The organism is Flavobacterium zubiriense (genome assembly GCF_041729725.1).
In the GTDB taxonomy this organism is placed as follows: domain Bacteria; phylum Bacteroidota; class Bacteroidia; order Flavobacteriales; family Flavobacteriaceae; genus Flavobacterium; species Flavobacterium zubiriense.
Window position 1 is genome coordinate 201,932 of sequence record NZ_JBCFQL010000003.1, and the last position, 26,066, is coordinate 227,997.

A 26,066-nucleotide genomic window follows, 5' to 3' on the forward strand; every position below is an offset into this window, starting at 1 on the left:
TTTCTAACTTTTTAGAAACAGTAAAACCAAACGGATTTTTTATTCTTACTTTTGCGATACCAAAACGAGTTTACAAGCGTTTTGATACAAACATTCACCATGAAGCAGCTTTTTTTGTTATTCTTTTTCACGCTTTCGCTTCAAGCGCAATTTCAAATTAATGGAATTGTAAAAAATACTAACTCTAACGAAGTTTTGCCCTTTGCTACAATTACTACCGACATCGGCAATTATAGCATTACTGATGTAGATGGAAAATTCAGCATAACTTCCAGTACTCCTATTTCTTTTTTTATTGTTTCTTACATTGGCTACACCAAAACCAAAATTAACATTCAAAAAAATACTCCTTTTTACAATGTATCCTTAACACAAACAACCGACAATCTCAATGAAGTTGTCATTAATACCGAAAATGCTGCCCTAGCTATTATCAAAAAAACCATTGCGCTAAAAGACAACAACAATCCGCAAAAAAGACTCAAAAGCTTTGAATTTAAAACTTATAATAAATTAATCGTTTCTGCTAATCCCGATTCGATTTCTGGAAAAATTGACTCTATTATTGTTCGAAAAACTAAAAAAGGAATCTATTATAAAATTGATTCCACCAACTATAAATTTAAAAACACGGTCAACAAACGCCATTTGTTTCAAACCGAAAAAGTATCTCAATTTCAATTTGGCGACAACAAATTAAAAGAGACTATTTTAGGAACTAAAATGGCGGGTTTAAAACAACCGTTATATGAAATTCTAGCTTTTAATTTGCAATCGTTTTCTATCTATGAACCCAAATACGAACTTTTTGAAACTAAATACAACAGCCCAATTGCCGATAATTCATTAAAAGAATACAATTACAAACTACTTGATACAGTAGCTATAGCGGGAAGGAATTCCTACATGATTTACTTTAAAAACAAAAAGAAAAGTAAAGCCAAAGGTCTTGAAGGAATCTTATACATTGACGAAAACAATTATGCGATTGCTAAGGCGATTGTGCGTATTAGAGGTTTGCTTGACATTAGTGCCAACCATGATTTTGAATATTTTGCTGACGAAAACATCTGGTTTCCTATTCATAAAGACTTCCAAATTATCAAAGGGAAAAACGATGATGATATTAAAATTTTTGGTGGAACCATCCAGTTTGATGGCGATATGGAACAAGATCTTAGCGCCAGAAAAAAACAACCTTCGGATTATATTTATTTACGTTCTGAAAGTCATAATTTTGATATCCAAAACAACAAAAATGTCAAAATTCCAAATCCGTTTTATGCCGTTGAAATTGAAAAAAACGCTTTGAATAAGGAAGAATCTTTTTGGGAAACTTTCAGAAAAGACAGCATTGATATTCGAACAAAAAAAACCTACAGCGATTTAGACAGTATTGCCATCAGAAAAAAAATTGCAAATCGCCTTCAATTTGGCAAAAAAATCATCAACGGCTACCTTCCAATTGCTTTTTTTGATTTGGATATGCGAAAATTTTTCAGCTATAACAATTACGAAGGTTTCCGTTTGGGATTAGGAGGTGTAACTAATGAACGACTTTCAAAAGATTTTAGGATTGAAGGATATACCGCTTATGGTACAAAAGACGGTGCATTCAAATACAACATTGGAGCTGCTGTAAAAGTGGACAAGCAAGCAAATTCCTGGCTAGGTGTTTCTTATACTGATGATGTTAAAGAGATTGCAAGTACTTCTTTTTTAATCGAAAAAAAGCCATTCAAAATATACGATCCCCGACCTATTAACATCAGTACTTTTTACAATTATGTGAGTTGGAAAAGTTATTTTGAAACCAAACAAATTCCAAAAACAGAGAGTGTTTGGGAACTGGCTCACGCCGAAGTAGAACCAAAATTTAATTACACGTTTCTTCAAAACGACAAATTGTACACTTCTTACACCATGACTACCGCAATGGCATCCTTACAATGGAATCCTTTTAGCGATTTTATGCAAACGCCTACAGGACGAATTGAAATTGAAAAACGATTCCCTAAATTTACTTTTCAATACACCCAATCCTTAGGTCGATTATGGGATAACGATTTTGATTTTAGCAAATTTGATTTCAAAACCGAATATGAAAAGAAATACTTAAATGGTCAGAAAACGTCTTTGTTGTTTCAAGCTGGTTATGCTTTGGGCGATGTTCCTCTAACGCATTTATACAATACGTCTCCCAACAATATTACCAAGGAAACCATAAGGCAAAGAATCACTTTTAGTGGAAAAAACAGTTTTGAAACTATGTTTTTCAATGAGTTTTTCTCGAATAAATATGCTTTATTCCAATTCAAACATGGTTTTAACCGCGTAACTTTATTCAAAAAAATAAAACCTTCACTAGTTATTGTAACCCGAATGGCTTGGGGAAATTTAGAACATCCTGAGCAACATTTAGGATTGGGTTTTAAAACATTAGAAAAAGGTTTTTTTGAATCAGGTATCGAACTCAATCAAATTTTTAACGGCTTAGGATTAACTACTTTTTTCCGTTACGGACCGAATCAATTGCCTAAAATTGAAGACAATATAGCCGTGAAATTAAGTTATGTATTGAATTTAGGGTTTTAGAATACAGATTAACGATTTTTGATTTTTTAGTATATAAAAATCAATTCGTTTTTTTGTAGAAACCTACACATCTGAAATGCTTCGCCAGTTCGCTATCGCTCGGGTCAAAAATCGTTAATTAAAAATCTGCTATCATCTTTAAGGTTTTATAATTAAAACAGAAGAAACATCTACCAGCCAATTTGTATCAGCATCAATAATGTATTTCCAACTTTCTAAACTGATAATCATTAAATTCTGATTGTCTAAAAACTCTTTTTTAACGGTTCTATCGTGCATAATCATAATATGATTTGGTGCAATTTGCTCTATAGAACGAATCGTTTCCTGCATATCACGACTGTTTTTTACTTCGCCGATAGCGTCTAAAACCGTGATTTGGGAGCCATTATTGTTTATTAATTTTTTTGCATATTCCATTAAAAAGATATCGTCTTTATTGAAAATCGGTATAAAAACCTGATCGATTTCTTCTAAATCTTTATCAATAAAAATCCCAACAGGCATTTTACTTTTGGCAATAATATGACGTGTACTTTCATCAAAAGGTGAATTTTTAAATAAACCTTCTTTTCCAGTAAACTTATCTATCAATCGATCAGGATTTACAATTTGAGTAGTAAAACCTAGAATTTTCCCTAGTAAAGTTCCATCAAAAATAGACTGTCCCAAACCTATTAATAATAAATCGTATTCTCCATGATTAGCAGTATCAACAATATCAGTATCAATATCATTACTTACTTTAAAAACACTCACCATATTTTGCTCCAAACGTTCCGACTCTTTAACAACAGGCGCTAACATTTTTCGTTCATGATCTTTCACATCAAAGGAGTGTATTTCTGTACTTAAAGAAAGATGCACCCCTGTAACAATTGAATTTTCCGATTGTTTTTTCACTAAACTGTTGGCAATTTTCAACAATTTCTTTCCCTTTTCGGGAGTAGAAAATGAAAATAAAATCTTGTATTTGCTTTTACTACTAATTTCCTGAGGAACTATTGTTGCTTTATTTTTAAAAATAAAATCAATAAAATCTAAGGCTGGTCCTGTCATAAAAGTGGTTACTAATGCCATGATCACCATCATAGTAAAAATTTCTGTAGACAAAACGCCTAAATCATATCCAATATTTAAAACTACTAATTCCATTAAACCACGCGTGTTCATCAAAGCTCCAATAGCTAAACTATCTTTCCAGCTCTGCCCTACAAATTTGGCAGCTAAAGCACTACCAAAGAATTTCCCCACCACAGCAACTGCAATAATAATGGCAGTCACTTTCCATAAATAAGGGTCGTTTAACAAACCTATTTGTGTACGTAAACCTGTAAAAACAAAAAACAATGGCAGCAAAACTATGATGGAAACGTCTTCTACTTTTTCGATAAAAATATTTCTAAACTTATTATTTTCTGGCATAATTGCTCCAGCTAAAAATGCGCCAAACAAAGCGTGAATTCCAATCAATTCAGATGCATACGCCGAAAACAAAAGGGTAATAAAGAAGATAGCGACTACGGGTTTATTTAAACTTTCACGCGTTGAATTTAAATCGCCCACACGTTTTAAAAACGGACGCACTATTTTCAACATCACAATTACATATAAAATTGCCAATCCAATTACGTACAAAGCACTAGTAAACGAACCCGCTTTTACAATAGCAATTACTACAGCCAGAATACACCAAGCGGTAATATCATCGGCAGCTGCACAGGTAATGGCAATGGTTCCCAGTTTGGTTTTTTGCATTTCTCTTTCTTGTACAATTCGAGCTAGAACTGGAAATGCGGTAATACTCATGGCAATACCCAAAAACAATCCAAAAGAAGAAAATTCAACTCCCATTGGTGCAAAAATCGGATAGATAAAGTAAGCCAAAGTCAATCCTAAGGCAAATGGAATAACAATACTGGCATGACTAATTACAACAGCATCATGGGCTTTATTTTTAAGCACTTTTAAATCCAATTCCATTCCGATTACAAACATGAAGAATATCAATCCTATCTGGCTCAAAAACTGTAAGTTTCCTAAAGATGCTGCAGGAAATAAGAGAGCTGAAAATTCAGGAAAATACATTCCAACCAATGAAGGTCCTAAAACAATTCCAGCAATCATTTCACCAATTACTGAGGGTTGCCCAATTTTTCTAAAAAACCAACCAAACAAACGAGCTACTAAAATAATAGTTACAATTTGAGCCAATAAAATCGCTAACGGATGTTGTAAATTATCAACCATAGAATGTAAAAAATCATTCCAATGATTACTTTCTGTACTTTTAGGAACAATTCCCCGACCTACTTCAAGCGAAGGCCCCATTGAAATTAACCAATATATTAAAGCAGTAAAACCACCAATAACTGTAATGTAAAACAAAGAGTTTTTAATATTATTCATAACCCGTTTTTTAATTTATTGGGCAAATATCAGAAGTGATTTTCAAGTGAAAAAGTAATTTTAAACCTAATTTTAAATCTATGTAACAAGTGGGGAAAACTTTGTAATAAGTTATATTTTTATCTTTCTCAAAAAGTCGGCACGATAGGTTTCACTTAATAATAATGTGCTGTTTTTTTCATTTCCATCTACATAATGCAAAACAATTTCATTATGATTGAAGAATTTAATTGCTTTAACGGCTACAATTTCTTTCTTGTTTACACGACAAAAATGGGCTTCTGGTAGTTCTTTTAAAAGCGTATCGAAGTTAATGTTTTTCAAATTCAACAAACTCCCATCAGTCAAAAGCACCGTTTTATCACGGCTATCTACCAAAGCAGTTTTGATGTATAGAATTTGATTGAAATACAATAGACTCTTTCCTTTATCAGTATTTAATTGAATAAATCTCTTTACATTAGTTGCGCTATTATAACGTTCAAAGGCTTTTAAAATCGTTTTTTGCAAACGCTCTAATTTTACTGGTTTTGTAATATAATCGACTGCATCTATAGTAAAAGCATCGGCAGCATAATCTTTGTATGCTGTACAAAAAACAACCATTTTATCTTGTAATAAACTGGCTAAATGCAAGCCGTCGATTCCTGGCATTTCGATATCTGTGATTAATAGATCAAAATCGAGATTGGGAATTTCGGCCAAAAGTTTTTCAGGATTATTAAACGTTTTTACAATTTCTACTTCAGGAATTTGTTCACAAAGCATTTTCAGGTACGTTAATCCAGGTAACTCATCATCTAGAAGCAAGCATTTCAGTTTTGTATTCAAGCAGATTAATCTTTAAGTGGGCAATATAAATATCGTTTTCTATGAATTTTTCGAGTTTGAAATTATTCTTATAAATAATTCGCAAGCGATGTTCTAAAGTAGCGTTTCCAATACCGCTTCGTTCTTTTTTTAATACTTTTTTATTCGAAATTTTATTCGAAACCGTCATTGAGAAAACATTGTCCTTAAACTCAAAAAGAACTGAAATAAAAGCATCCGAACTTTGCAAATCGGCATGCTTAAAAGCGTTTTCAATCAAATCGATAGAAATTAACGGAGCTAACAAAGGTTGCTCGTACAATTTCTCATCTGAATTGATTTTGGTTTTTATCTTTAATTCGAAAAGCGGACTGATTTTGATTTTGTTGATTTCGATTAAATTAAGCGCAAAATCAATTTCTTCTTTTGCAGTAACATGTTTTTTCTTGCTTTCATACAAAATATAATCCAACACATTCGCTAGTTTATCCATAGCAAAGTAGGTTTGATAAGCATGGGATTGTATCGAATTTAAAATATTCTTGAAAAGGTGTGGATTTAGTTTAGCTTCTAATGTCTCTAATTGCAAATCATTGACTTTCATTTCGAGTTCATAAAAACTTTTTTTAGCATCATTTTTTTCCTTTCTGGCAAGTACTAACTGATAGATCATAAAACCAATAATGACTATTAGAAGTAAAATGATAATTATAAAAACAAAAGTTACGTTATCGCTTTTTTGCATAATCTATTTCGGCTCGATTTATTAATGACTCGACACAAATTTCAACCCAATTATGGATGCAATAAGTGTTACTATAAAAAATAATCGCCAAAAAGTAGCGGGTTCTTGAAATACAAAAATCCCAACTATAACGGTACCCACAGCTCCAATTCCTGTCCAAACCGCATAAGCCGTTCCAATAGGTAATTCTTGAGTGGCTTTGTACAATAAAAACATACTTATGGTTAAACTCAATAAAAAACCCAACATCCAATAGGCCGATTCCATTCCTGTTGTTTCTTTAGCTTTTCCTAAACAAGAAGCAAAAGCAACTTCAAACAAACCTCCTATTATCAACAATACCCAACTCATTTTCTTTATGATTTTATAATTAAAACAGATGAAACATCTACAAGCCAATTTGTACGGGCATCAACAATACCTTTCCAACTTTCTAAACTAATTAGCATTAAATCTTGTTGTTTGAAAAAAGCAGAATTCAATTCTTTTTCTTTAACAACAGTGATATTGTTTGGAAATTGTTGCAGCAAAACTGCCACAGCACTTTGTATTACAAAATTATTTTTCAAAAGACCATTCATATCTAAAATATTGATTTTAGAATTGTTGTTGTAAATCATTTTTTGAACATAATCAATCAAAGCGGCATCATCTGATTTTAATATGGGTACAAAAACCTGATTCATTTTTTCAAAATCATTGTCTATTAGAATTCCTAGAGGCGTTTTGGTCTTGGCTACAATTTGTCTGGTTCTTTCATCAAAAGGGGAGTTTTCAAACAAACCTTCTTTTCCTTTGAACTTATCAATCAATCGATCGGGATTGATTATTCGAGTAGTAAAACCGATTACTTTGCCCAGTAAACTTCCTTCAAAAATAGATTTTCCTACACCTACTAAAAGCAAATCGTAGTCTCCAGTATTAGCTACCTCAGCAATTTCGGTTTCGATATCATTGGTTACTTTAAAAACAGTAAGCAACTTAACTCCTAAGTGGTTGGATTCATCAAAAATAGGTTCAAAAGTTTCTCGCTCAATTTCTTCCACGTTAAACGAATGCAATTCGTCACTTTGAGACAAGTGCATCGCAGTAATTACCGATGCGGTTTTTTGTTTCTTGGTCAAACTATTCGCTAAACGCAACAACGATTTTCCTTTTTCGTTACTTCCAAAGGAGATTAGAATTCGGTATTTATCCTCCTCAACAGTTTCTACGGACTCAGTTTGGCTTTTATTTTTGAAAATAAAATCAAGCAAATTCAATGCTGGGCCGGTCATAAATGTAGTTACTAATGCCATGATAACCATCATTGTAAAAACTTCTGGCGTTAACACTTTTAACTCTAAACCAATGTTCAGAACAATCAATTCCATTAATCCCCGGGTATTCATCAAGGCACCAATAGTTAAACTATCATGCCAATTTTGCCCCACAAATCGAGCCGCAAGCGCACTTCCTAAAAATTTACCTATGACAGCTACGGCAATAATTGCCCCTGTCACCTTCCACAAATAAATATCATTAATCAAACCTACCTGTGTATGCAATCCTGTAAAAACAAAAAATAACGGAAGCAACAAAATAACCGAAACATCTTCTACTTTTTCGATAAATATCATTCTGAATTTAGCAATATCAGGCATAATGGCTCCCATCATAAAACCACCAAATAGCGCATGAATTCCAATAACTTCGGTAGCATAAGAAGAAATAATCAACAATAAAAAGAAAATAGCCATTACAGGTTTTCCTATATTTTCCTTTTCGGCATAGAGATCACCTATTCGTTTCAAGAACGGTTTTACAATAAAAAGCATTGCCAAAACATACACCAAAGCCAACGAAATAACATAGAGTGAACCCACAAAATCGCCCGCTTTAACAATAGCAATTACCACTGCCAGCAAACACCAGGCAGTAATATCATCGGCGGCGGCACAGGTAATTACAATAGCGCCCAGACGGGTTTTATGAATACCTCTTTCTTGTACAATTCGAGCCAAAACAGGAAAAGCCGTAATACTCATGGCAATACCCATAAAAAGGCTAAAAGAAAGAAATTCAACTCCCTCAGGAGCAAACTGATTGTACACAAAATAAGATAAACCAATTCCCAGAGCAAAAGGAAAAACTATACTAGCATGACTAATAACAACTGCTTCGCTAGCCTTGTTTTTCAAAACTTTTATGTCTAATTCCATCCCAATAACGAACATAAAGAGAATCAAACCTATTTGGCTCAAAAACTTTAAATTCCCTAAAGATTCCACAGGAAATAATGCGGCTGAGAATTCTGGAAAATACATTCCTACTAATGAGGGGCCAAGAACAATTCCGGCAATGATTTCCCCAATGACGGTGGGCTGACCAATTTTTTTAAAAAACCAACCAAAAATTCGTGCCGTAAAAACAATCATCACTATTTGTGCCAATAAAATAGCCAAAGGATCTTGAAAATTATGCAACATTGAATTTACAAAATCACCGAAAGAATCATTTTGGGAATTGACTACAATATTGGATTTCTTTAATTCGAGTAATTTTCCTTTATTCATAATCCAATAAATCAATACCGAAAAACCTCCCGTAACTCCTAAATAAAAAAGTGTATTCTTATATTTTTTTAAAAACATAGCCTAAAAAATAATGGATTGAAATGCTACACAAAGATGCTAAATTCTTTTATAGAATTTACATCCGCAAAATTAACTTTCAAGCTAAAAAACAACACATAAAAACACTAAAATTGTTTTAAAATTTACAAAAAAACTACTCCTTTCCTTTGGTTTTTAATACATTTGCAGCCATTTTAAAACCCTTATGAAAAAAAAATTAAAAGTGGGATTCTGGGAATTTGTTGCCCGAATTGTACTTAAAAACAAAATAGCGATACTAGGACTTATTTTTCTAATAACTCTTTTCTTAGCTTTTCAATGGAAAAACATCCGATTTTCATTTACCGAAGCCAACTTACTTCCTGACAATAATATCGTTAACACAGAATACAACGCCTTTTTAGACAAATTTGGCGAAGAAGGAAACTTGATTATTGTAGGTGTTAAAGACAATGCGCTTTTTACACCAAAGGTTTTCACTGCTTGGAACAAATTGATGACGGAATTTAAATCGCAAAAACAAATTGATTTAATAGTCTCTGTTAGTGATTTAAAAAAATTACAAAAAAATGAAGCCATAGAAAGCTTCGAATTAGTGCCTTTTGTTGACCAAAACAAAGTTATTGATCCGGCTTATCTTACTAGTATCAAAAAAGATTTATTCAAAAACATGCCTTTTTATGAAGGCTTGCTTTTTAATAATGACGGCACTATTCGCTCTGCCATTTACATGGACAAGAAAATTGTAAATACTGCGGCTCGAAAAGATTTTATTCTAAACGAATTTATCCCAAAAATTGAAGCTTTCGAAAAAGAAACAGGAATTGACTTGCGAGTTTCGGGAATGCCATACATTAGAACGCTAAATGCAAAAAGTATTACCGATGAAATCAGTCTGTTTATCGGCGCTTCATTACTAATTACTTCACTAATTTTCTTTTTCTTTTTCCGATCGTTCCGTGCTACTTTAATTTCGATGCTAATTGTTATTATTGGTGTGATGTGGACTTTTGGATTATTGGGTTTATTCCATTTCGAAATTACCGTACTTACCGCTATTGTTCCTTCATTAGTGATTGTAATTGGGATTCCAAATTGTATATTTTTGACCAATAAATACCAACAAGAATATCGTGCTCACGGAAACAAAGCGCGTGCTTTGCAAAGAGTTATTACCAAAGTAGGAACGGCTACTTTAATGACCAACCTAACTACTGCGGCAGGTTTTGCTACTTTTATTATTACTCAAAGCGAATTGTTAAAAGAATTTGGTATTGTTTCTTCATTGAGTATTATTTGTTTATTCTTTTTATGTCTAATTGTAATTCCAATTTATTACAGCTACCAGCCCGCTCCTAAAGACCGTCATCTGGAACATCTAAGTCGAAATTATACCAAAACATTCATTACTTGGATAGAAAAAACAGTAAAATACAACCGACGTTATGTCTATATGGTTGCCCTCTTTTTATTCATAATTAGTAGTATTGGTGCTTTAAAAATTCAAACTTCGGGGAGTTTAATTGAAGATATGCCTAAAAAAACAGGCTTCTATCAGGACATTCTTTTTTTCGAAAAAGAGTTCAACGGAGTAATGCCGCTAGAAATTACTATTGATACACAAAGAAAAAAAGGAGTTATGAAACTTTCGACCATGAAAAAAATGGACGAATTACATAAAACTATTGAAGAAATCCCTGAATTATCTAAACCTATTTCGATTCTAAATTTGGTTAAATATTCCAAACAAGCTTATTACAATGGAAATCCTGACTATTACGATTTGCCTACTTCGCAAGAACAAAGTTTTATTTTAGGTTATGCTAAAAATGCAACTAAAGACAGTAAAGAAAATATTATGAAAAGCTATGTAGATAGTACGGGTCAAGTGGCACGTGTTACTACCTTTATGAAAGACATTGGCACAGGAAACATGGCTAAAATAGAAGACCAACTTTGGTCCAAAATCAATACTATTTTCCCAAAAGACCGCTATAAAGTTGTGATGACAGGAAAAGCTTTAGTTTTTGAAAAAGGAACTAAATATTTATTAGACAATTTGGTCAGTTCTATTCTATTTGCTATTTTATTGATTTCACTATTGATGGTTTTCATGTTCCGCTCGTTCAAAATGGTGGTGGTATCTTTAATTCCAAATTTACTTCCCTTGATGATTACGGCTGGGTTGATGGGTTATTTTGGCATTCCATTAAAACCTTCTACCATCTTAGTATTTAGTATTGCATTTGGACTTTCGGTAGATGACACCATTCATTTTTTGGCACAATACCGTCAGGAATTAACAAACAATAACTGGAGGATAAAAAAATCTGTTTTTGCTACCATCAAAGAATCTGGCATTAGTATGTTTTATACTTCTGTGGTATTATTTGCTGGTTTTTCTGTTTTTATGCTATCTGATTTTGGAGGAACCGTCGCTCTTGGAGGATTAATAGCCGTTACATTAGCCTTTGGAATGTTATCTAATTTAATGTTATTGCCGGCCTTAGTTTTAACCTTAAACAAATCATTAGCTAATGAACAGGAATTTATTGAACCAAAAATTGATGTTTTAGATCATCACGATGAATTAGAAGACAAATATGAATATAAAAAAAATTAAATTAAAATGGCAATAGATCAACACGTTACATTGGTAAACAAGTATATAGAAAAAACAATCGATTTTGGTTTTGAATTCGCACCAAAATTTGTAGGCGGAATTATAGTCCTAATAATTGGTTTGTGGTTTACAGGAATGGTTACTAAAGCTGTAGGGCGCTCATTAGAGAAATCAAAAATTGATCAATCACTTGTTCCTTTCTTAAAAAGTTTGACAAATATTACCTTGAAAGTTTTGATTGTTATTACGGTAATGGGGATTATTGGTATCCAAATGACTTCGTTTGTGGCTATTTTGGGTGCGGCTGGTCTTGCCGTAGGTATGGCATTATCAGGAACGCTTCAAAATTTTGCCGGAGGAATTATAATTTTAATTCTAAAGCCATTTAAAATTGGTGATTTTATAGAAGCACAAGGATTTACGGGAACTGTAAAAGAAATTAGCATTTTTTCGACTATGTTGAATACTCCCGATAAAAAATTAGTCATTATTCCTAATGGACCGCTTTCAACAGGTGCTTTAATTAATTATTCGGCTGAGCCTACACGACGAGTGGACTGGACATTTGGGATTGCTTATGGCGATGATGTAGAGAATTTCAAAAGAGCCCTTAATGATTTTATTGCCCAAGACGACAGAATTTTAAAGGATCCTGCTCCTTTTATGGGACTTTCGGCACTGGCAGATAGTTCGGTTAATTTTACGGTACGAGTATGGGTGGATGGTCCTGATTATTGGGACGTATTTTTTGACATGAATGAAAAAGTATATACTAAATTTACGGATTACAACCTTAACATTCCATTTCCGCAAGTGGATTTTAATGTTAGAAACTTCAAATTATAATTTATTTAAAATCTTATCGCAATTGTTTGAACTTCCCTCTCTTATGACGGGAAGTTTTTTTGTTTTACAAACTGAATTCATCAAAAAAACAACATATTTTTTTTCGATAAACAAAAAGATTCTTACCAATACCAAGAATTAGGCAATACTTCTTCACTGAATGGGCTGTTGTGGAAAAAAATCTTATTTTTACTATTGACCATTTAGAAAATCAAAACAAAAATGAGTTTTTACAAACAGGTCTAAACATTTAAACACCACTAATTAGTACAAAAAATAATATGGGACATACCAATTCGGAAAAAGAAAAATTAGCCGTTGCTAATAACTACAAAAATTGGAAAAAATGGGGGCCATATTTGGCCGAAAGACAATGGGGAACTGTTCGCGAAGATTACAGCCAACACGGAGAAGCCTGGGAATTTATTGATCACGAAAAAGCACGCAGCAACGCCTACAGATGGGGAGAAGAAGGAATTGGTGGTTTTTGCGATTCCAGAGAGATTTTATGTCTGGCTCCTGCCTTTTGGAATGGTAAAGATCCTATCTTGAAAGAACGATTATTTGGTTTGACCAACAATCAGGGAAACCATGGCGAGGATGTTAAAGAACTCTATTTTCATCAGCTTTCTACACCTACACATACTTACAATAAATACCTTTACAAGTATCCACAAAATGAATTTCCTTACAGCGATTTAGTCAACAACAATAGACGAAGTCGAGAAGAAACCGAATTTGAACTACTTGACAGCAATGCCTTTAAAGACAATGCTTATTTTGATTGTTATATCGAATATGCCAAAGCTGGTATTGATGATATTTTGATGAAAATTACCGTGGTTAATAGAGCTTCAACTGATGCCAGTATCCACGTTTTGCCACATATTTGGTTTCGGAATTTTTGGAAGCACAACACCAGACATCCACGACCTAATATGGAATCGGTTGCTAATAATGCGATACTTACCAAAAGCAGCAGAAATGGAGACTACTACTTCTATCATGAACAGGGCGAACAGCTATTTTGTGAAAATGAAACCAATAACGAGCGCATTTATAAGTTTGCTAACGAATATGAATATGTCAAAGACGGTATTAACAATCACGTTGTAAACGGAGCACCAACGGTAAATCCAAACAAAATTGGGACTAAAGCAGCCATTTGGTACAAATTAGACTTAAAAGCAGGCGAAGAAAAAAGCATAAATCTCCGTTTAAGTAATGTTGCCTTAGAAAACCCTTGGGTCGATTTTGAAATGTTATTTGACCAAAAAAAACAGGAATGTGAAGCTTTTTATAATGAAACCATAAACGAAAAAATCCCCGAAGCACATCGCGCAATTGCAAAAAGTGCTTTTTCAGGTTTGTTGTGGACGAAACAGTTTTACTATTTCAATATCCACAAATGGCTGTTTGGTGGAACCGAAGAAACACCAGCAAACAGAACGAATCCGCGTAATTTTAGTTGGCAACACCTTAATAACCGACACATTATTTCCATGCCCGACAAATGGGAATATCCTTGGTATGCGGCTTGGGATTTGGCTTTTCACATGGCGTCATTTGTAGAAATAGATCCTTATTTTGCTAAACAACAATTGCTGTTAGTTTTGCAAGAAAGCTACATGCACCCTAACGGTCAAATTCCTGCTTACGAATGGAATTTTAGCGATGTAAATCCACCTGTTCATTCCTGGGCAGTTTGGCATGTTTACGAAAAAGACAAAGTTCGTACTGGCAAAGCCGATACTCCATTTCTGGAAAAAGCATTCCAAAAACTGCTTATCAATTTCACCTGGTGGGTGAATCAAAAAGACACCAGTGGCACCGACTTATTTGAAGGTGGATTTTTAGGATTGGACAACATTGGGGTTTTCGACCGCAATCACATGCCGGAAGGAATTAAGAAAATGCAACAGGCCGATGCGACGAGTTGGATGGCGATGTTTTCGTTAAATATGCTTCGAATGTCGCTCGAATTGGCAAAAACCAACAAAATCTACGAAGAAGTATCTGCTAAGTTTTTCAGACACTTTTTAAATATTGCCTGGGCGATGCACCACATTGGTAAAAAAGACATTTCACTTTGGGACGACGAAGACAATTTCTATTATGATGTTGTCGAAATGTCAAATGGTAAAACGGAGCGTTTGAGAGTTCGCTCATTAGTGGGTGTAATTCCAATGTTTGCTGTCGAAATCATGCATAAAGATTTATTTGATGAATTAAAAGATTTTAGAAGACGGGCCAACGAAATTATAAGAACACGACCTGATTTAGCTTCGTTGATTTCTAATTTAGACAAAGCTAATGAAGATGGGAATTTTCTATTCTCCATCATGCGTGGTTTCAGGTTAGAACATTTATTAAAACGCTTGTTGGATGAAAACGAATTTTTATCCGAGTTTGGAATTCGTTCGCTTTCTAAGTTCCACAAAGACCATCCCTTTGTTTTTAATAATTCGCACCAAATTCAGTATGAACCTGGCGAAAGTCGTTCGGCTATGTTTGGCGGAAATTCAAACTGGCGAGGCCCTATCTGGATGCCATTGAATTATATGATCATTCAATCATTGCGAAAATATTACACTTTTTACGGTCCAACTTATGTGTATGAATTCCCAACGGGTTCCGGAAACAAGCTAAACCTAAAAGAAATTGCAAACGAACTGAGCAAACGATTAATCAAACTCTTTGAAAGAAACGACGAAGGCAAATTTCAATACCATGCCGACGACCATGAAAAGCATTTTGCCAAAGATGAGCATTTTAGAAACGAACACTTCTTCTATGAATTTTTTGATGGAGACAATGGTAAAGGGCTTGGTGCATCACACCAAACTGGATGGACGGCGCTTATTGCTAATTTAATTTTAGAATTAGAAGACAATAGTTAAATTATAATTTGAGAAAAAAATTAAAATTCTGTCTTGTTTTTAGGAACGAGATGGGATTTTTTTATATTTGAAAATGGCAAACACCATTTTAAAATCAGAAACTCTTCAAAGAAACTCGCCAATATTGTCATCCTGACGAAGGAAGGATCTCCGTTAGAATTTCTACAAAGTATATAAAACAAAATAAGTGACTCAGCTTGTTGAGACCCCTCCTTCCTCGGGATGACAAGTTTGGGATTGTTATACTTTACAAACCTCCGCATTGTAAATTAAATATTCCGTACCTACGGCACTCCAACAAATTACCGTCAATTGTGGATGGATTAAAATCCATCCCTACAAATATGCCGAGCCTACGGCTCTTTGATTTTATCAATGGATAATAATCATTTATTTAAATTCGAAATCCCAAAAGTAAAGTTCCGTAGGAACGGTATGTTTATAGCTCCGTAGGAACGACGCATTTTGTAGCCCCTAAATTTATTTCGGGGAAAATATAATATGCATTAAAAAATTCCGTAGGAACGACACATAAATCTTTGCGAATCTCTGTGCTGTCTTTGTGAAATAACTCATCCCAATATTTTTTTAATGATAAACGATAATTCCAATGCACCCTAGCCCCGATTACTTCACTTAACTTTTATTTCCATAGGAGTTCAGTGAATTTCATTTGAAGCGGCATCCTTTTATCTCGTTTTTAAGAACGAGATAAAAGATATAGCAAATAGCGGGATTAAGCTCCTGAATAGAGTCTTTCTCGCAATGGCAATTACAAACAAATACTTTATATTTGCAACTAAGAACAAGAGGAATTTTAAAATTAACTCTATACACAAAATGAGGCATACCAAAGTTAAAGACCTACTAAATAGTACCACGACGCTTCAGGAAGTAAATGCGAAAGGTTGGGTGAGAACTTTTAGAAACAACCAATTTATTGCTTTGAATGATGGTTCCACCATTAACAACATTCAATGTGTTGTCGATTTTGAGAATACTGCTGACCAAATTCTAAAAAGAATCACTACTGGCGCTGCGGTTTCGGTAACGGGAACTTTAGTTGAAAGTAAAGGATCAGGACAAAAATATGAGATTCAGGTAGCAAAATTAGAAATTCTTGGCGATTCAGATCCTGAGAAATTCCCAATGCAACCCAAAAAACATTCGCTGGAATTCTTGCGTGAAAATGCACATTTGCGTGTAAGAACAAATGCTTTTGGTGCCATAATGCGTATTCGTTCGGTATTGTCGTTTGCGGTGCACAGCTATTTTCAGCAAAAAGGTTTTGTGTATGTAAATACGCCAATTATCACTGGAGCTGATGCTGAAGGTGCTGGAGAAATGTTTCAGGTAACTTCGTTGCCATTGGACAATATGCCAAAAAATGAAGAAGGAAACATTGATTACAAGAAAGATTTTTTTGGAAAACATACTAATTTAACGGTTTCGGGACAGCTGGAAGGCGAAACTTTTGCGATGGCTTTGGGACAGATTTATACTTTTGGACCTACGTTTAGAGCCGAAAATTCGAATACTTCCCGCCATTTGGCTGAGTTTTGGATGATTGAGCCCGAAGTGGCTTTCAATGATTTGGATAACAATATGGATTTGGCTGAAGATTTTATTCAGTACGTAATCAAATATGCTTTGGATAATTGTGGAGACGATTTGAAGTTTTTAGAAGGAAGACTTTTAGAAGAAGAAAAATCAAAACCACAGACGGAAAGAAGCGAAATGACTTTGCTGGAGAAATTGAATTTTGTTTTAGAAAACAATTTCAAACGTGTTTCTTATACCGAAGCCATTGACATCTTGAGAGAATCGACTCCAAATAAAAAGAAAAAATTCAGTTATATTATCAAGGAATGGGGTGCCGATTTACAATCGGAACACGAGCGTTATTTGGTAGAAAAACACTTTAAATGTCCGGTAATTTTGTTTGATTATCCAGCGAATATCAAAGCTTTTTACATGCGTTTGAATGAAGATGGAAAAACCGTTCGCGCGATGGATATTCTTTTTCCGGGAATTGGAGAAATTGTAGGAGGTTCACAAAGAGAAGAACGTTTTGATGTTTTGGTCGAAAAAATGAAAGTCTTAGGAATTGACGAAAAAGAATTATCATGGTATTTAGATACCCGAAGATTTGGTTCAGCAACGCACTCTGGTTTCGGATTAGGATTTGAAAGATTAGTGCTTTTTGTAACCGGAATGTCGAATATTCGTGATGTAATTCCATTTCCTAGAACACCAATGAATGCCGAATTTTAATATAAAGTTGATTTGTAGATTTGGTTATTTGTGGATTTGATTCCAAATAACCAAATAAACGAATAACCAAATAAATAACTATGCTAAAGCAATTCTTAAATTTAAAATTATCTCAGAAATTATCTCCACAGCAAATTCAGCTGATGAAGTTAATTCAATTGCCTACGCAAGCCTTTGAACAACGTCTTTTAGAAGAAATGAATGAAAATCCAGCCTTAGAAACTGGAAAAGATGAAGAAGAATACGAAAAAGACGAATTTGAAAATGATGATTATGATGATTACGAAGATTCTGAAAGTATTGACGCAGACGACATCAACATCGATGAATATCTAAGTGACGATGACACTCCTGATTATAAAACTCAGGCGAATAATTACAGTGATGACGATGAATCCCGCGAATCGCCACTAGCGGCACCTATCAGTTTTCATCAGGATTTAATTAACCAACTCAATACGTTTATCCTAGACGATCACGAAAGAGAAATTGCCGAATTTTTAGTGGGCAGTATTGATGATATGGGTTATATCCGGAGAAGCATTCCTGATATTGTCGATGACATGGCATTTACCCAAGCCATTTATACCGATGAATACATGGTAGAACGCATGTTGCAAATCATTCATCAATTAGAACCTTCGGGTGTGGGCGCTCGCGATTTGCAAGAATGTTTATTGTTACAACTAAAGTACAAAACTCCATCGGATTCAGTTGAATTAGCTGCCGATATTATCGAAAATCAGTTTGATGCTTTTACTAAAAAACATTATGACAAACTGATTCAGAAATACAACATTTCGAATGACCAACTAAAAAAAGCGATTCACGAAATAGAAAAACTGAACCCTAAACCAGGAGGAGGTTTTACTGGAAACAATAAAGTAACCGAAAATGTTGTCCCTGATTTTGCTATTCGAATTATTGAGAATGAATTAGAATTAAGTCTCAACGGAAGAAATGCGCCTTCGTTACACGTTTCTAAGGATTATCAAGAAATGATGCAAACCTACAAGGCTTCAAGGGATAAGTCGAATTCTCAAAAAGAGGCAGTTCAGTTTATCAAACAAAAACTAGATTCGGCAAAATGGTTTATTGATGCTATTAGGCAACGTCAAGAAACTCTATTTGTTACTATGAATGCTATTATGCACTATCAGGAAGAATATTTTCTTGATGGCGACGAGACCAAACTGAAACCCATGATTCTAAAAGACATTGCTGATATTGTGGGTCTTGATATTTCGACTGTTTCTCGTGTTGCCAATAGCAAATATGTAGAAACGCCTTATGGCACAAAACTGATTAAGGAATTTTTCTCGGAAGCCATGAAAAACGATCAAGGAGAAGATGTTTCAACATTAGAAATCAAAAAAATACTTCAAAATATTATTGAAGAAGAAGATAAGAAAAAACCACTTCCTGACGATCAACTAGCCGAATTATTAAAAGAAAAAGGGTATCCTATTGCTCGAAGAACTATCGCCAAATACCGAGAACAACTCGATATTCCGGTAGCAAGAATGAGGAAAAAGATATAAGCACTTTCCGTTTGTTTCGATAACAATAAAGGCTGTTTCAAATTCATGAAACAGCCTTTATTATTATTTTTATAATTGAGAATTATCTAGTTCTTACTACCATCAATAATAGCACCTGTACCTGCACCAACACCTGCACCAGCTAAACCACCAATAATAGCGCCCGTACCCTTTTTTTTGCTAATTATAGCGCCAGTAGCTGCGCCTACACCAGCACCTATAACGGCACCTTTTGCAGTGCTACTCCATTTCTTTCTAGCTGGAGCAGGAGCTGCTTGAGTAGTTTGATTAACAACCACTACTTCTTTTTCATTTGATTGTTGTTTTGCCATTTCTATTTTCATGGAATCAATAGTTTTTTGTTTAACCATTTCCATTTTTATCGAATCAATACTTGTTTGTTTTATTGAATCAATTGTGGCTTGACTATCGTCCATTACTCCTTCTTTATCTGCTTTTTTACAAGATATAATCATTAAAGAAGCTACCATTACATAAATATATTTCATGACTTTTAATTTTAAATATTAATACATCACAAATATACGACCAACACTAGTCAAATTTTTTTATATAATTTCTTTAATTATTTATAAAATTTAAAGAATTATATTTTTGTTTCACCAATCTTATTCTTCATGATTTCTTTGTATTGCCTCAAAGTAAGCCGCCCGACTCAAAGGTTCGTATTCTTCCGTTTCTCCTAATAATACTAATTTGTCGTTGGCTGTTTTTCTAAAACTATAATGCGCTAAATTACCCGTTCTGGTACACACCGCATGTACCTTGGTCACATATTCGGCAGTAGCCATTAAAGCTGGCATGGGTCCAAAAGGATTTCCTTTGAAATCCATATCCAGTCCCGCTACAATAACACGAATTCCTTGGTTAGCTAAATTATTACAAACTGTTACAATTTCGTCGTCAAAAAATTGTGCTTCATCAATCCCAACTACATCACAGCCTTGAGCTAAAATAGCAATATTAGCTGCTGCGGGCACTGGCGTTGAACGAATTTCATTGGCATCGTGAGAAACCACCATATCTTGATGATAGCGGGTATCGACCTCTGGTTTGAAAATTTCTATTTTTTGCTTGGCGAATTGTGCTCTTTTTAATCGGCGAATCAATTCTTCTGTTTTACCCGAAAACATCGAACCGCAAATAACTTCAATCCAACCAAATTGCTCTTTATGATTTACTGTATTTTCGAGAAACATTTTGTATTTTTCTAACTTAAAAAATGAATAGTTTTTATTACTTTGTAAATGCATAAATCGGCACAAGATTTTATACTTTTACGCATTCTCAAAAGTAGAAAATTTTTAGCAATTTGGAGGTTTATGAGTACTTAAATAAAAGTAATCTCAAAAATCCTTGTGCATTCAACAAACAAAAAGTCATTCGCCAAAATACATACTATAATTGAACCATTATGAAAAAAAGATTAGAAGCCGATTTAATTAGCATCGCTCATAGAATATTACAAATCAAAGATAAATCTGACGTCAATCAATTGTATTTGGAAACCCAAAAACTTTATGAAAAACTTTCTGTTTTAAAATTTGTAGAAGAAAATTACAGCGATGTAAAACCTACAATTGGTAACTACAGCGAAATTGAAAAAGAAATTGAAAATTTTTATGATAAAGAAGCTTTGCTGCCTGTAGAAACGGAAATAGAAATGAACGAAAGCAACATGTTCCAAGATACTAAAAGCGTTGAACCTATTGCCGAAAACAAAGAAGAAGAAACAGAAATCGAAGCAATAGTTGAAGCTGAAACAATTATTGATGAAGGAACTACCGATGAGGAAATTGTAACTGACGAAAATGATGAAGAATTAGTTTCTATTGAAGAAACTGAAACTGAAGACAACACTATCGAATTTCATGAATCAGAACCTGAAATCGAGGAAGAAGACGAAACAGAAGAGGATGTAGAAAATGTAGCAGAAGAAATTCCAGAATTTAAAGCTTCATTTGAACTTACGGATGAAGTAGAAGCCGAAGAATTACAAGTCGAAGAGGTGAAAAAGCCCGAAACCGTACAAATTTCATTCGAAGATTTATTAGGATTAAGCTACAACGAACCTGAATTTGTAAAGGTTGATGATATACCAGCTCCTAATAAAGAAGTTGTGTTTGAACCAATTGAAACTCCTGTTGAAAAAGCCATTGAAACAACCGAAAAAACAACTTCAAAAACCGTTTCCTTAAACGATAAATTAGCAAAAAAAGGAATTGAAATCGATTTAAATGACCGCATTGCGTTTGTAAAACATCTTTTTGGCAACAGCAATGAAGATTACAACCGTGTGATGAATCAATTGATTACCTATGATAATTTTTTTGAAACCAAAAGTTTCATAGACGAAATGGTTAAACCAGATTACAACAACTGGAAAGGAAAAGAAGAATACGAAGAACGTTTTATGGAAATAATTGAGAAAAAATTCCTTTAAAAACAAACAGTAATTGCTGCTTAAATTAATTTATGTCAAAATTATATATCGTTCCCACGCCCATAGGTAACCTCGAAGACATGACTTTTAGAGCGATTCGAATTCTAAAAGAAGTCGACTTGATTCTTGCCGAAGACACACGCACCAGCGGAAAACTCATGAAGCATTTTGAGATAAGCACTCACATGCACAGTCATCACATGCACAACGAGCATAAAACCATTGAAAATGTAATTTCCCGACTCAAAGCTGGCGAAACTATCGCACTCATCTCGGATGCTGGAACTCCCGCTATTTCCGATCCTGGTTTTTTATTAACGCGTGCTTGTGTCGAAAACGGAATTGCCGTAGAATGCCTTCCAGGCGCGACTGCATTTGTTCCTGCTTTAGTGAATAGTGGTTTACCAAATGACAAATTTGTTTTCGAAGGTTTTTTACCTGAAAAAAAAGGACGTCAAACTCGATATTTAGAACTTGCCGAAGAAACCAGAACCATGATTTTGTATGTTTCCCCACATAAATTAGTAAAAACATTAGCCGAATTTGTGACTTATTTTGGCGAAGACCGACAAATATGTGTTTCGAGAGAACTATCAAAATTACACGAAGAAAACCGCCGAGGAACCGCAAAAGAAGTTTTAGCTCACTTTGAAAAAACTGCGCCGCGAGGCGAAATTGTTGTAGTGGTTGCTGGAAAAACCATTGTTAAAGAAGCCAAGAAAAGCAAATTTTCTAAGGACGAAGAAAAAGAAGAATAAAAAATCAACCACAGATTAAAAATCTTTAAAATCTTTTTTAATCTGTGGCAAAAAAATAAAATTTAAAAACATGAGCATTCAAGCCTTTTTAGAAAAATTAAAAGAAACACCTGAATTAATCACTTTCCCTGAAACGATAGCTGTAATAGAAGAAAATTACAACTTTACTCCTACCGCTTTTCAAAATGGAGATACTCATAATGCCGCAGGAACAAACTCAGGTTCTTGCAAATTATTTGCTTTCGCCCAATTACAAAACTTATCGCAAGCCGAAACCTTATTTTGTTTTGGTGCTTTTTATAATGACGAAGTATTGGGAGATCCAGAAGGAACTAACCATCAAAACATTAGAAATTTTATGATTCACGGTTGGGACGGAATCCAGTTTGAAGGAACTGCTTTAGAGTTAAAATAAATTATTTAAGATTTTCGATTAACGATTTTTGATTTCAGATATAAAATCAAAAATCGTTAATCGACATTCAAAAATCACAAATCAAATGCGTTGGACTCTTAAACCAAAACCTTCGGAAGACAAAATAAAACATTTGGCGCAAGCCTTAAATGTAGAACATTTTGTTGCCCAACTTTTAGTGCAACGCGGAATTGAAACTTTTGAAGAAGCCAAACATTTTTTTCGTCCTTCGTTAGAACATTTGCATGATCCTTATTTGATGAAAGATATGGAAAAGGCAATTGAACGCATTGAAAACGCCATCAAAAACCAAGAACGCATTCTGGTATTTGGCGATTATGATGTTGATGGAACTACGGCTGTTTCACTCGTTTCTTCTTATTTAAAAAGTTTTTATCCCAATGTAGCCACTTATATTCCAGATCGTTATGACGAAGGTTATGGCGTTTCCTTTAAAGGAATTGACTTTGCTGACGACAATGGATTTTCATTAATAATTGCTCTGGATTGTGGTATAAAATCGATTGATCATGTGGCATACGCCAAAGAACGAAACATCGATTTTATCATTTGCGATCACCATAGACCTGGAGAAACTTTACCTGATGCTGTTGCAGTTCTTGACCCAAAAAGAACCGACTGCAATTATCCTTACGATGAATTATGCGGTTGCGGAATTGGTTTTAAACTCATTCAGGCTTTGGGTTTGAATCGAAATCAAACCATCGAAGATTTGGCTCCTTATCTTGATTTGGTTGCCACTGCCATTGCTGCTGATATTGTTCCAATGACAGGTGAAAATCGAGTGTTGGCTTATTTTGGTTTGCAAGTGATTAACAATAATCCAAGACCCGGAATTAAAGCTTTGGTTCACCAAATAAAGAAAAAAACATTAGATATTACGGATGTTGTTTTTATCATTGCACCTAGAATTAATGCCGCTGGACGCATCAAACACGGAAATCATGCTGTAGAATTATTAACCGAATTTGATTTTGAACAAGCACAACAATTTGCCTCTGAAATCGAAAAATACAATGCTGACCGAAAAGATTTAGACAAACAGATTACCAGAGAAGCTTTTCAGCAAATTGAAGAAAATCAAGAGCAAGAACGTTTTACAACTGTAGTTTTTCAAGAAGATTGGCACAAAGGCGTCATCGGAATTGTAGCTTCCCGATTAATCGAAAGCTATTATCGTCCTACATTGGTTTTTACCAAAAGTGGTGACAAATATGCTGCTTCGGCACGTTCCGTAAAAGGATTTGATGTGTACAATGCTTTGGAAGCTTGTTCCGAACATTTGGAGCAATTTGGCGGACACATGTATGCCGCAGGAATGACCATAAAAGCTGAAAATTATCCTGTTTTTAAAGAAGCTTTTGAAAAACAAGTTCAGGAAACGATTCATCCTGACCAACTTGTTCCTGAAATAGAAATTGATGCGGAAATCAATTTTTCGGATATTACACCAAAACTCACCCGAATCCTGAAACAATTCGAACCTTTTGGCCCTATGAACATGACCCCTGTTTTTTTAACAAAAAATGTAATTGATACAGGTTATGCTAAAAAATTGGGCTCGGAAGATGAACATTTGAAATTATTTGTAAAACAATCCCGAAGCCTCGGGACTGAAGGCATTGCCGCAATAGGTTTTGGATTAGGAAATAAAATCGATTTAACTACTAATCAAAAACCATTTCAAGCCGTATACTGTATTGATGAAAATGAATGGAACGGCAAAGTTTCAACCCAATTACGATTAAAAAGCATTCAATAATGAATCTAAAAAAAATAGGCAAAAAAGATCCTTATGCTGCCTTACGTTATAAAGAGTTTAACACTTTTTTATTTCTGCGTTTTGCCATGGTTTTTGCCTGGTCAATGCAATTTATAGTGATCGAATGGCAGGTATACAGTATTACTAAAGATGCTCTTTCATTAGGAATTATCGGTTTAATGGAAGTCATTCCTGCCGTTTCATTAGCCTTATTTGCTGGACATATTGTAGACCAAAAAGAGAAAAAAGGATTACTAATGAAATGTATTTTTGGGTTTTCAGTAATTAGTTTTGGGTTATTTCTACTGACCTGGCCCGCGGTGGTTGAAGGATTTTCAAATCAAATGATTTTATATTCTATTTATTTTCTAGTTTTTCTAGGAGGATTAGTAAGAGCTTTCCTTGGGCCAACTATTTTTTCGCTTTTATCCTTACTTGTTCCTAAAAAAGTGTATCCTAATGCTGCTACCTGGAGTAGTTCTGTTTGGCAAATTGCAGCGGTAGTAGGACCCGCCGTCGCAGGTTTTTCGATTACTTTAATCGGAGTTCATTGGTCTTTATGTTCTGTGTTTGCTTGTTCAATCCTGGCTTTAGTAGCCTTATCTCAAATAAGTAAAAAACCTATTATGAATCCAAAAATAGGCGAACCTGTAATGCAAAGTTTAGCCGAAGGAATCAAATTTGTCTTTAATAATAAAACTGTTTTAGGTGCAATTACACTGGACATGGTTGCTGTACTTTTTGGTGGTGCAGTTGCGCTATTACCCATTTTTGCCCAAGACATTTTAAAAGTTGGGCCAGAAGGTTTTGGGTTTTTAAGAGCAGCACCAGCTGTTGGCGCTTTCTTAACCATGTTAATTACGGCTTATGTTCCTTTAAGTAAAAATGCAGGAATGAAATTATTAGCTGCTATTTTTGGTTTCGGAGTATGTATTATCATTTTTGGACTTTCAACCTTATTTTGGGTTTCTCTTTTTGCTTTATTTTTCAGTGGTGTTTTTGATGGAATTTCAGTAGTTATTCGTCAAACCATATTACAAATTAAAACGCCTGATAACATGCGCGGAAGAGTTTCTGCTGTAAATTCCATGTTCGTGGGTTCTTCAAATGAATTGGGTGCTTTTGAAAGTGGACTAACGGCCCGACTGATGGGAACAGTAACCGCCGTTGTTTTTGGCGGAAGCATGACGCTTTTAGTGGTTTTGGCTACTGGAATTATTTCTCCTTCTTTTAGAAAATTAGATTTGACTAAAGACATCGAGGAACATGAAAAAGAAGACTAAATAAT

18 protein-coding genes are annotated in these 26,066 nt (G+C 34.3%); 11 read left to right on the top strand and 7 right to left on the bottom strand.

Going from position 1 to position 26,066, the window contains the following annotated elements:
- The first annotated feature begins 99 nt into the window (after positions 1-99).
- Positions 100-2,595: a DUF5686 family protein gene (locus AAGV28_RS04120; protein WP_373405552.1), complete on the top strand. Its 2,496-nt coding sequence runs from the start codon at positions 100-102 to the stop codon at positions 2,593-2,595.
- Positions 2,596-2,733: 138 nt separating this feature from the next.
- Here the strand turns inward: AAGV28_RS04120 and AAGV28_RS04125 are convergent, their stop codons facing one another.
- The 5 genes from AAGV28_RS04125 to AAGV28_RS04145 all read right to left on the bottom strand — a co-directional run bounded on the left by AAGV28_RS04125 (position 2,734) and on the right by AAGV28_RS04145 (position 9,192).
- Complete coding sequence (locus tag AAGV28_RS04125; protein ID WP_373405553.1) at positions 2,734-5,004, bottom strand: cation:proton antiporter; 2,271 nt, start codon at positions 5,002-5,004, stop codon at positions 2,734-2,736.
- A 111-nt stretch (positions 5,005-5,115) separates the two neighbouring features.
- Positions 5,116-5,835 (bottom strand): LytR/AlgR family response regulator transcription factor, encoded by a 720-nt coding sequence (locus tag AAGV28_RS04130; protein WP_373405554.1) that lies wholly within the window; start codon positions 5,833-5,835, stop codon positions 5,116-5,118.
- The gene (locus AAGV28_RS04135; RefSeq protein ID WP_373405555.1) at positions 5,801-6,559 is read right to left on the bottom strand and encodes a histidine kinase; all 759 of its coding nucleotides are present in this window, start codon (positions 6,557-6,559) and stop codon (positions 5,801-5,803) included. Before AAGV28_RS04135 ends, AAGV28_RS04130 begins: the two co-directional genes overlap by 35 nt.
- Before the next feature lie 21 nt (positions 6,560-6,580).
- Positions 6,581-6,910 (bottom strand): DMT family transporter, encoded by a 330-nt coding sequence (locus AAGV28_RS04140; RefSeq protein ID WP_373405556.1) that lies wholly within the window; start codon positions 6,908-6,910, stop codon positions 6,581-6,583.
- 5 nt (positions 6,911-6,915) lie between these two features.
- Positions 6,916-9,192: a cation:proton antiporter domain-containing protein gene (locus AAGV28_RS04145; RefSeq protein ID WP_373405557.1), complete on the bottom strand. Its 2,277-nt coding sequence runs from the start codon at positions 9,190-9,192 to the stop codon at positions 6,916-6,918.
- A 187-nt stretch (positions 9,193-9,379) separates the two neighbouring features.
- On the opposite strand from AAGV28_RS04145, the gene AAGV28_RS04150 reads away from it, so the two are divergent.
- From AAGV28_RS04150 to rpoN, 5 genes are all read left to right on the top strand, one after another.
- A complete protein-coding gene (locus AAGV28_RS04150) occupies positions 9,380-11,797 on the top strand; it encodes an efflux RND transporter permease subunit (RefSeq protein WP_373405558.1) in 2,418 nt (805 codons plus the stop codon).
- A gap of 6 nt (positions 11,798-11,803) precedes the next feature.
- On the top strand, positions 11,804-12,643 hold the full coding sequence (locus tag AAGV28_RS04155; protein WP_373405559.1) for a mechanosensitive ion channel family protein: 840 nt from the start codon (positions 11,804-11,806) through the stop codon (positions 12,641-12,643).
- A 281-nt stretch (positions 12,644-12,924) separates the two neighbouring features.
- The gene (locus AAGV28_RS04160; protein ID WP_373405560.1) at positions 12,925-15,543 is read left to right on the top strand and encodes an MGH1-like glycoside hydrolase domain-containing protein; all 2,619 of its coding nucleotides are present in this window, start codon (positions 12,925-12,927) and stop codon (positions 15,541-15,543) included.
- Between the two features lie 840 nt (positions 15,544-16,383).
- Entirely contained in the window at positions 16,384-17,817 is a 1,434-nt protein-coding gene (gene asnS, locus AAGV28_RS04165) for an asparagine--tRNA ligase (RefSeq protein ID WP_373405561.1), read from the top strand.
- Positions 17,818-17,897: 80 nt separating this feature from the next.
- Positions 17,898-19,358 (top strand): RNA polymerase factor sigma-54, encoded by a 1,461-nt coding sequence (gene rpoN, locus AAGV28_RS04170; protein WP_373405562.1) that lies wholly within the window; start codon positions 17,898-17,900, stop codon positions 19,356-19,358.
- 86 nt (positions 19,359-19,444) lie between these two features.
- Here rpoN and AAGV28_RS04175 read toward each other — a convergent pair whose 3' ends face one another.
- Complete coding sequence (locus AAGV28_RS04175; RefSeq protein ID WP_373405563.1) at positions 19,445-19,867, bottom strand: YMGG-like glycine zipper-containing protein; 423 nt, start codon at positions 19,865-19,867, stop codon at positions 19,445-19,447.
- A gap of 120 nt (positions 19,868-19,987) precedes the next feature.
- Positions 19,988-20,578, bottom strand: a complete 591-nt coding sequence (locus AAGV28_RS04180) for a thymidine kinase (protein ID WP_373405564.1) — start codon at positions 20,576-20,578, stop codon at positions 19,988-19,990.
- 215 nt (positions 20,579-20,793) lie between these two features.
- Between AAGV28_RS04180 and AAGV28_RS04185 the strand changes: the two genes are divergently transcribed.
- The 5 genes from AAGV28_RS04185 (at position 20,794) to AAGV28_RS04205 (ending at position 26,061) form a co-directional block, all read left to right on the top strand.
- Complete coding sequence (locus AAGV28_RS04185; RefSeq protein ID WP_373405565.1) at positions 20,794-21,822, top strand: hypothetical protein; 1,029 nt, start codon at positions 20,794-20,796, stop codon at positions 21,820-21,822.
- Positions 21,823-21,854: 32 nt separating this feature from the next.
- Positions 21,855-22,580: a 16S rRNA (cytidine(1402)-2'-O)-methyltransferase gene (gene rsmI, locus AAGV28_RS04190; RefSeq protein WP_373405566.1), complete on the top strand. Its 726-nt coding sequence runs from the start codon at positions 21,855-21,857 to the stop codon at positions 22,578-22,580.
- Positions 22,581-22,650: 70 nt separating this feature from the next.
- Positions 22,651-22,995 carry a HopJ type III effector protein gene (locus AAGV28_RS04195; protein ID WP_373405567.1) on the top strand — a complete coding sequence of 115 codons (345 nt, stop codon included), beginning with the start codon at positions 22,651-22,653 and terminating at the stop codon, positions 22,993-22,995.
- Positions 22,996-23,080: 85 nt separating this feature from the next.
- Positions 23,081-24,778 (top strand): single-stranded-DNA-specific exonuclease RecJ, encoded by a 1,698-nt coding sequence (recJ, locus tag AAGV28_RS04200; RefSeq protein WP_373405568.1) that lies wholly within the window; start codon positions 23,081-23,083, stop codon positions 24,776-24,778.
- Entirely contained in the window at positions 24,778-26,061 is a 1,284-nt protein-coding gene (locus AAGV28_RS04205; protein ID WP_373405569.1) for an MFS transporter, read from the top strand. The genes recJ and AAGV28_RS04205 overlap by 1 nt, the downstream gene beginning before the upstream one ends.
- Positions 26,062-26,066: the final 5 nt, after the last annotated feature.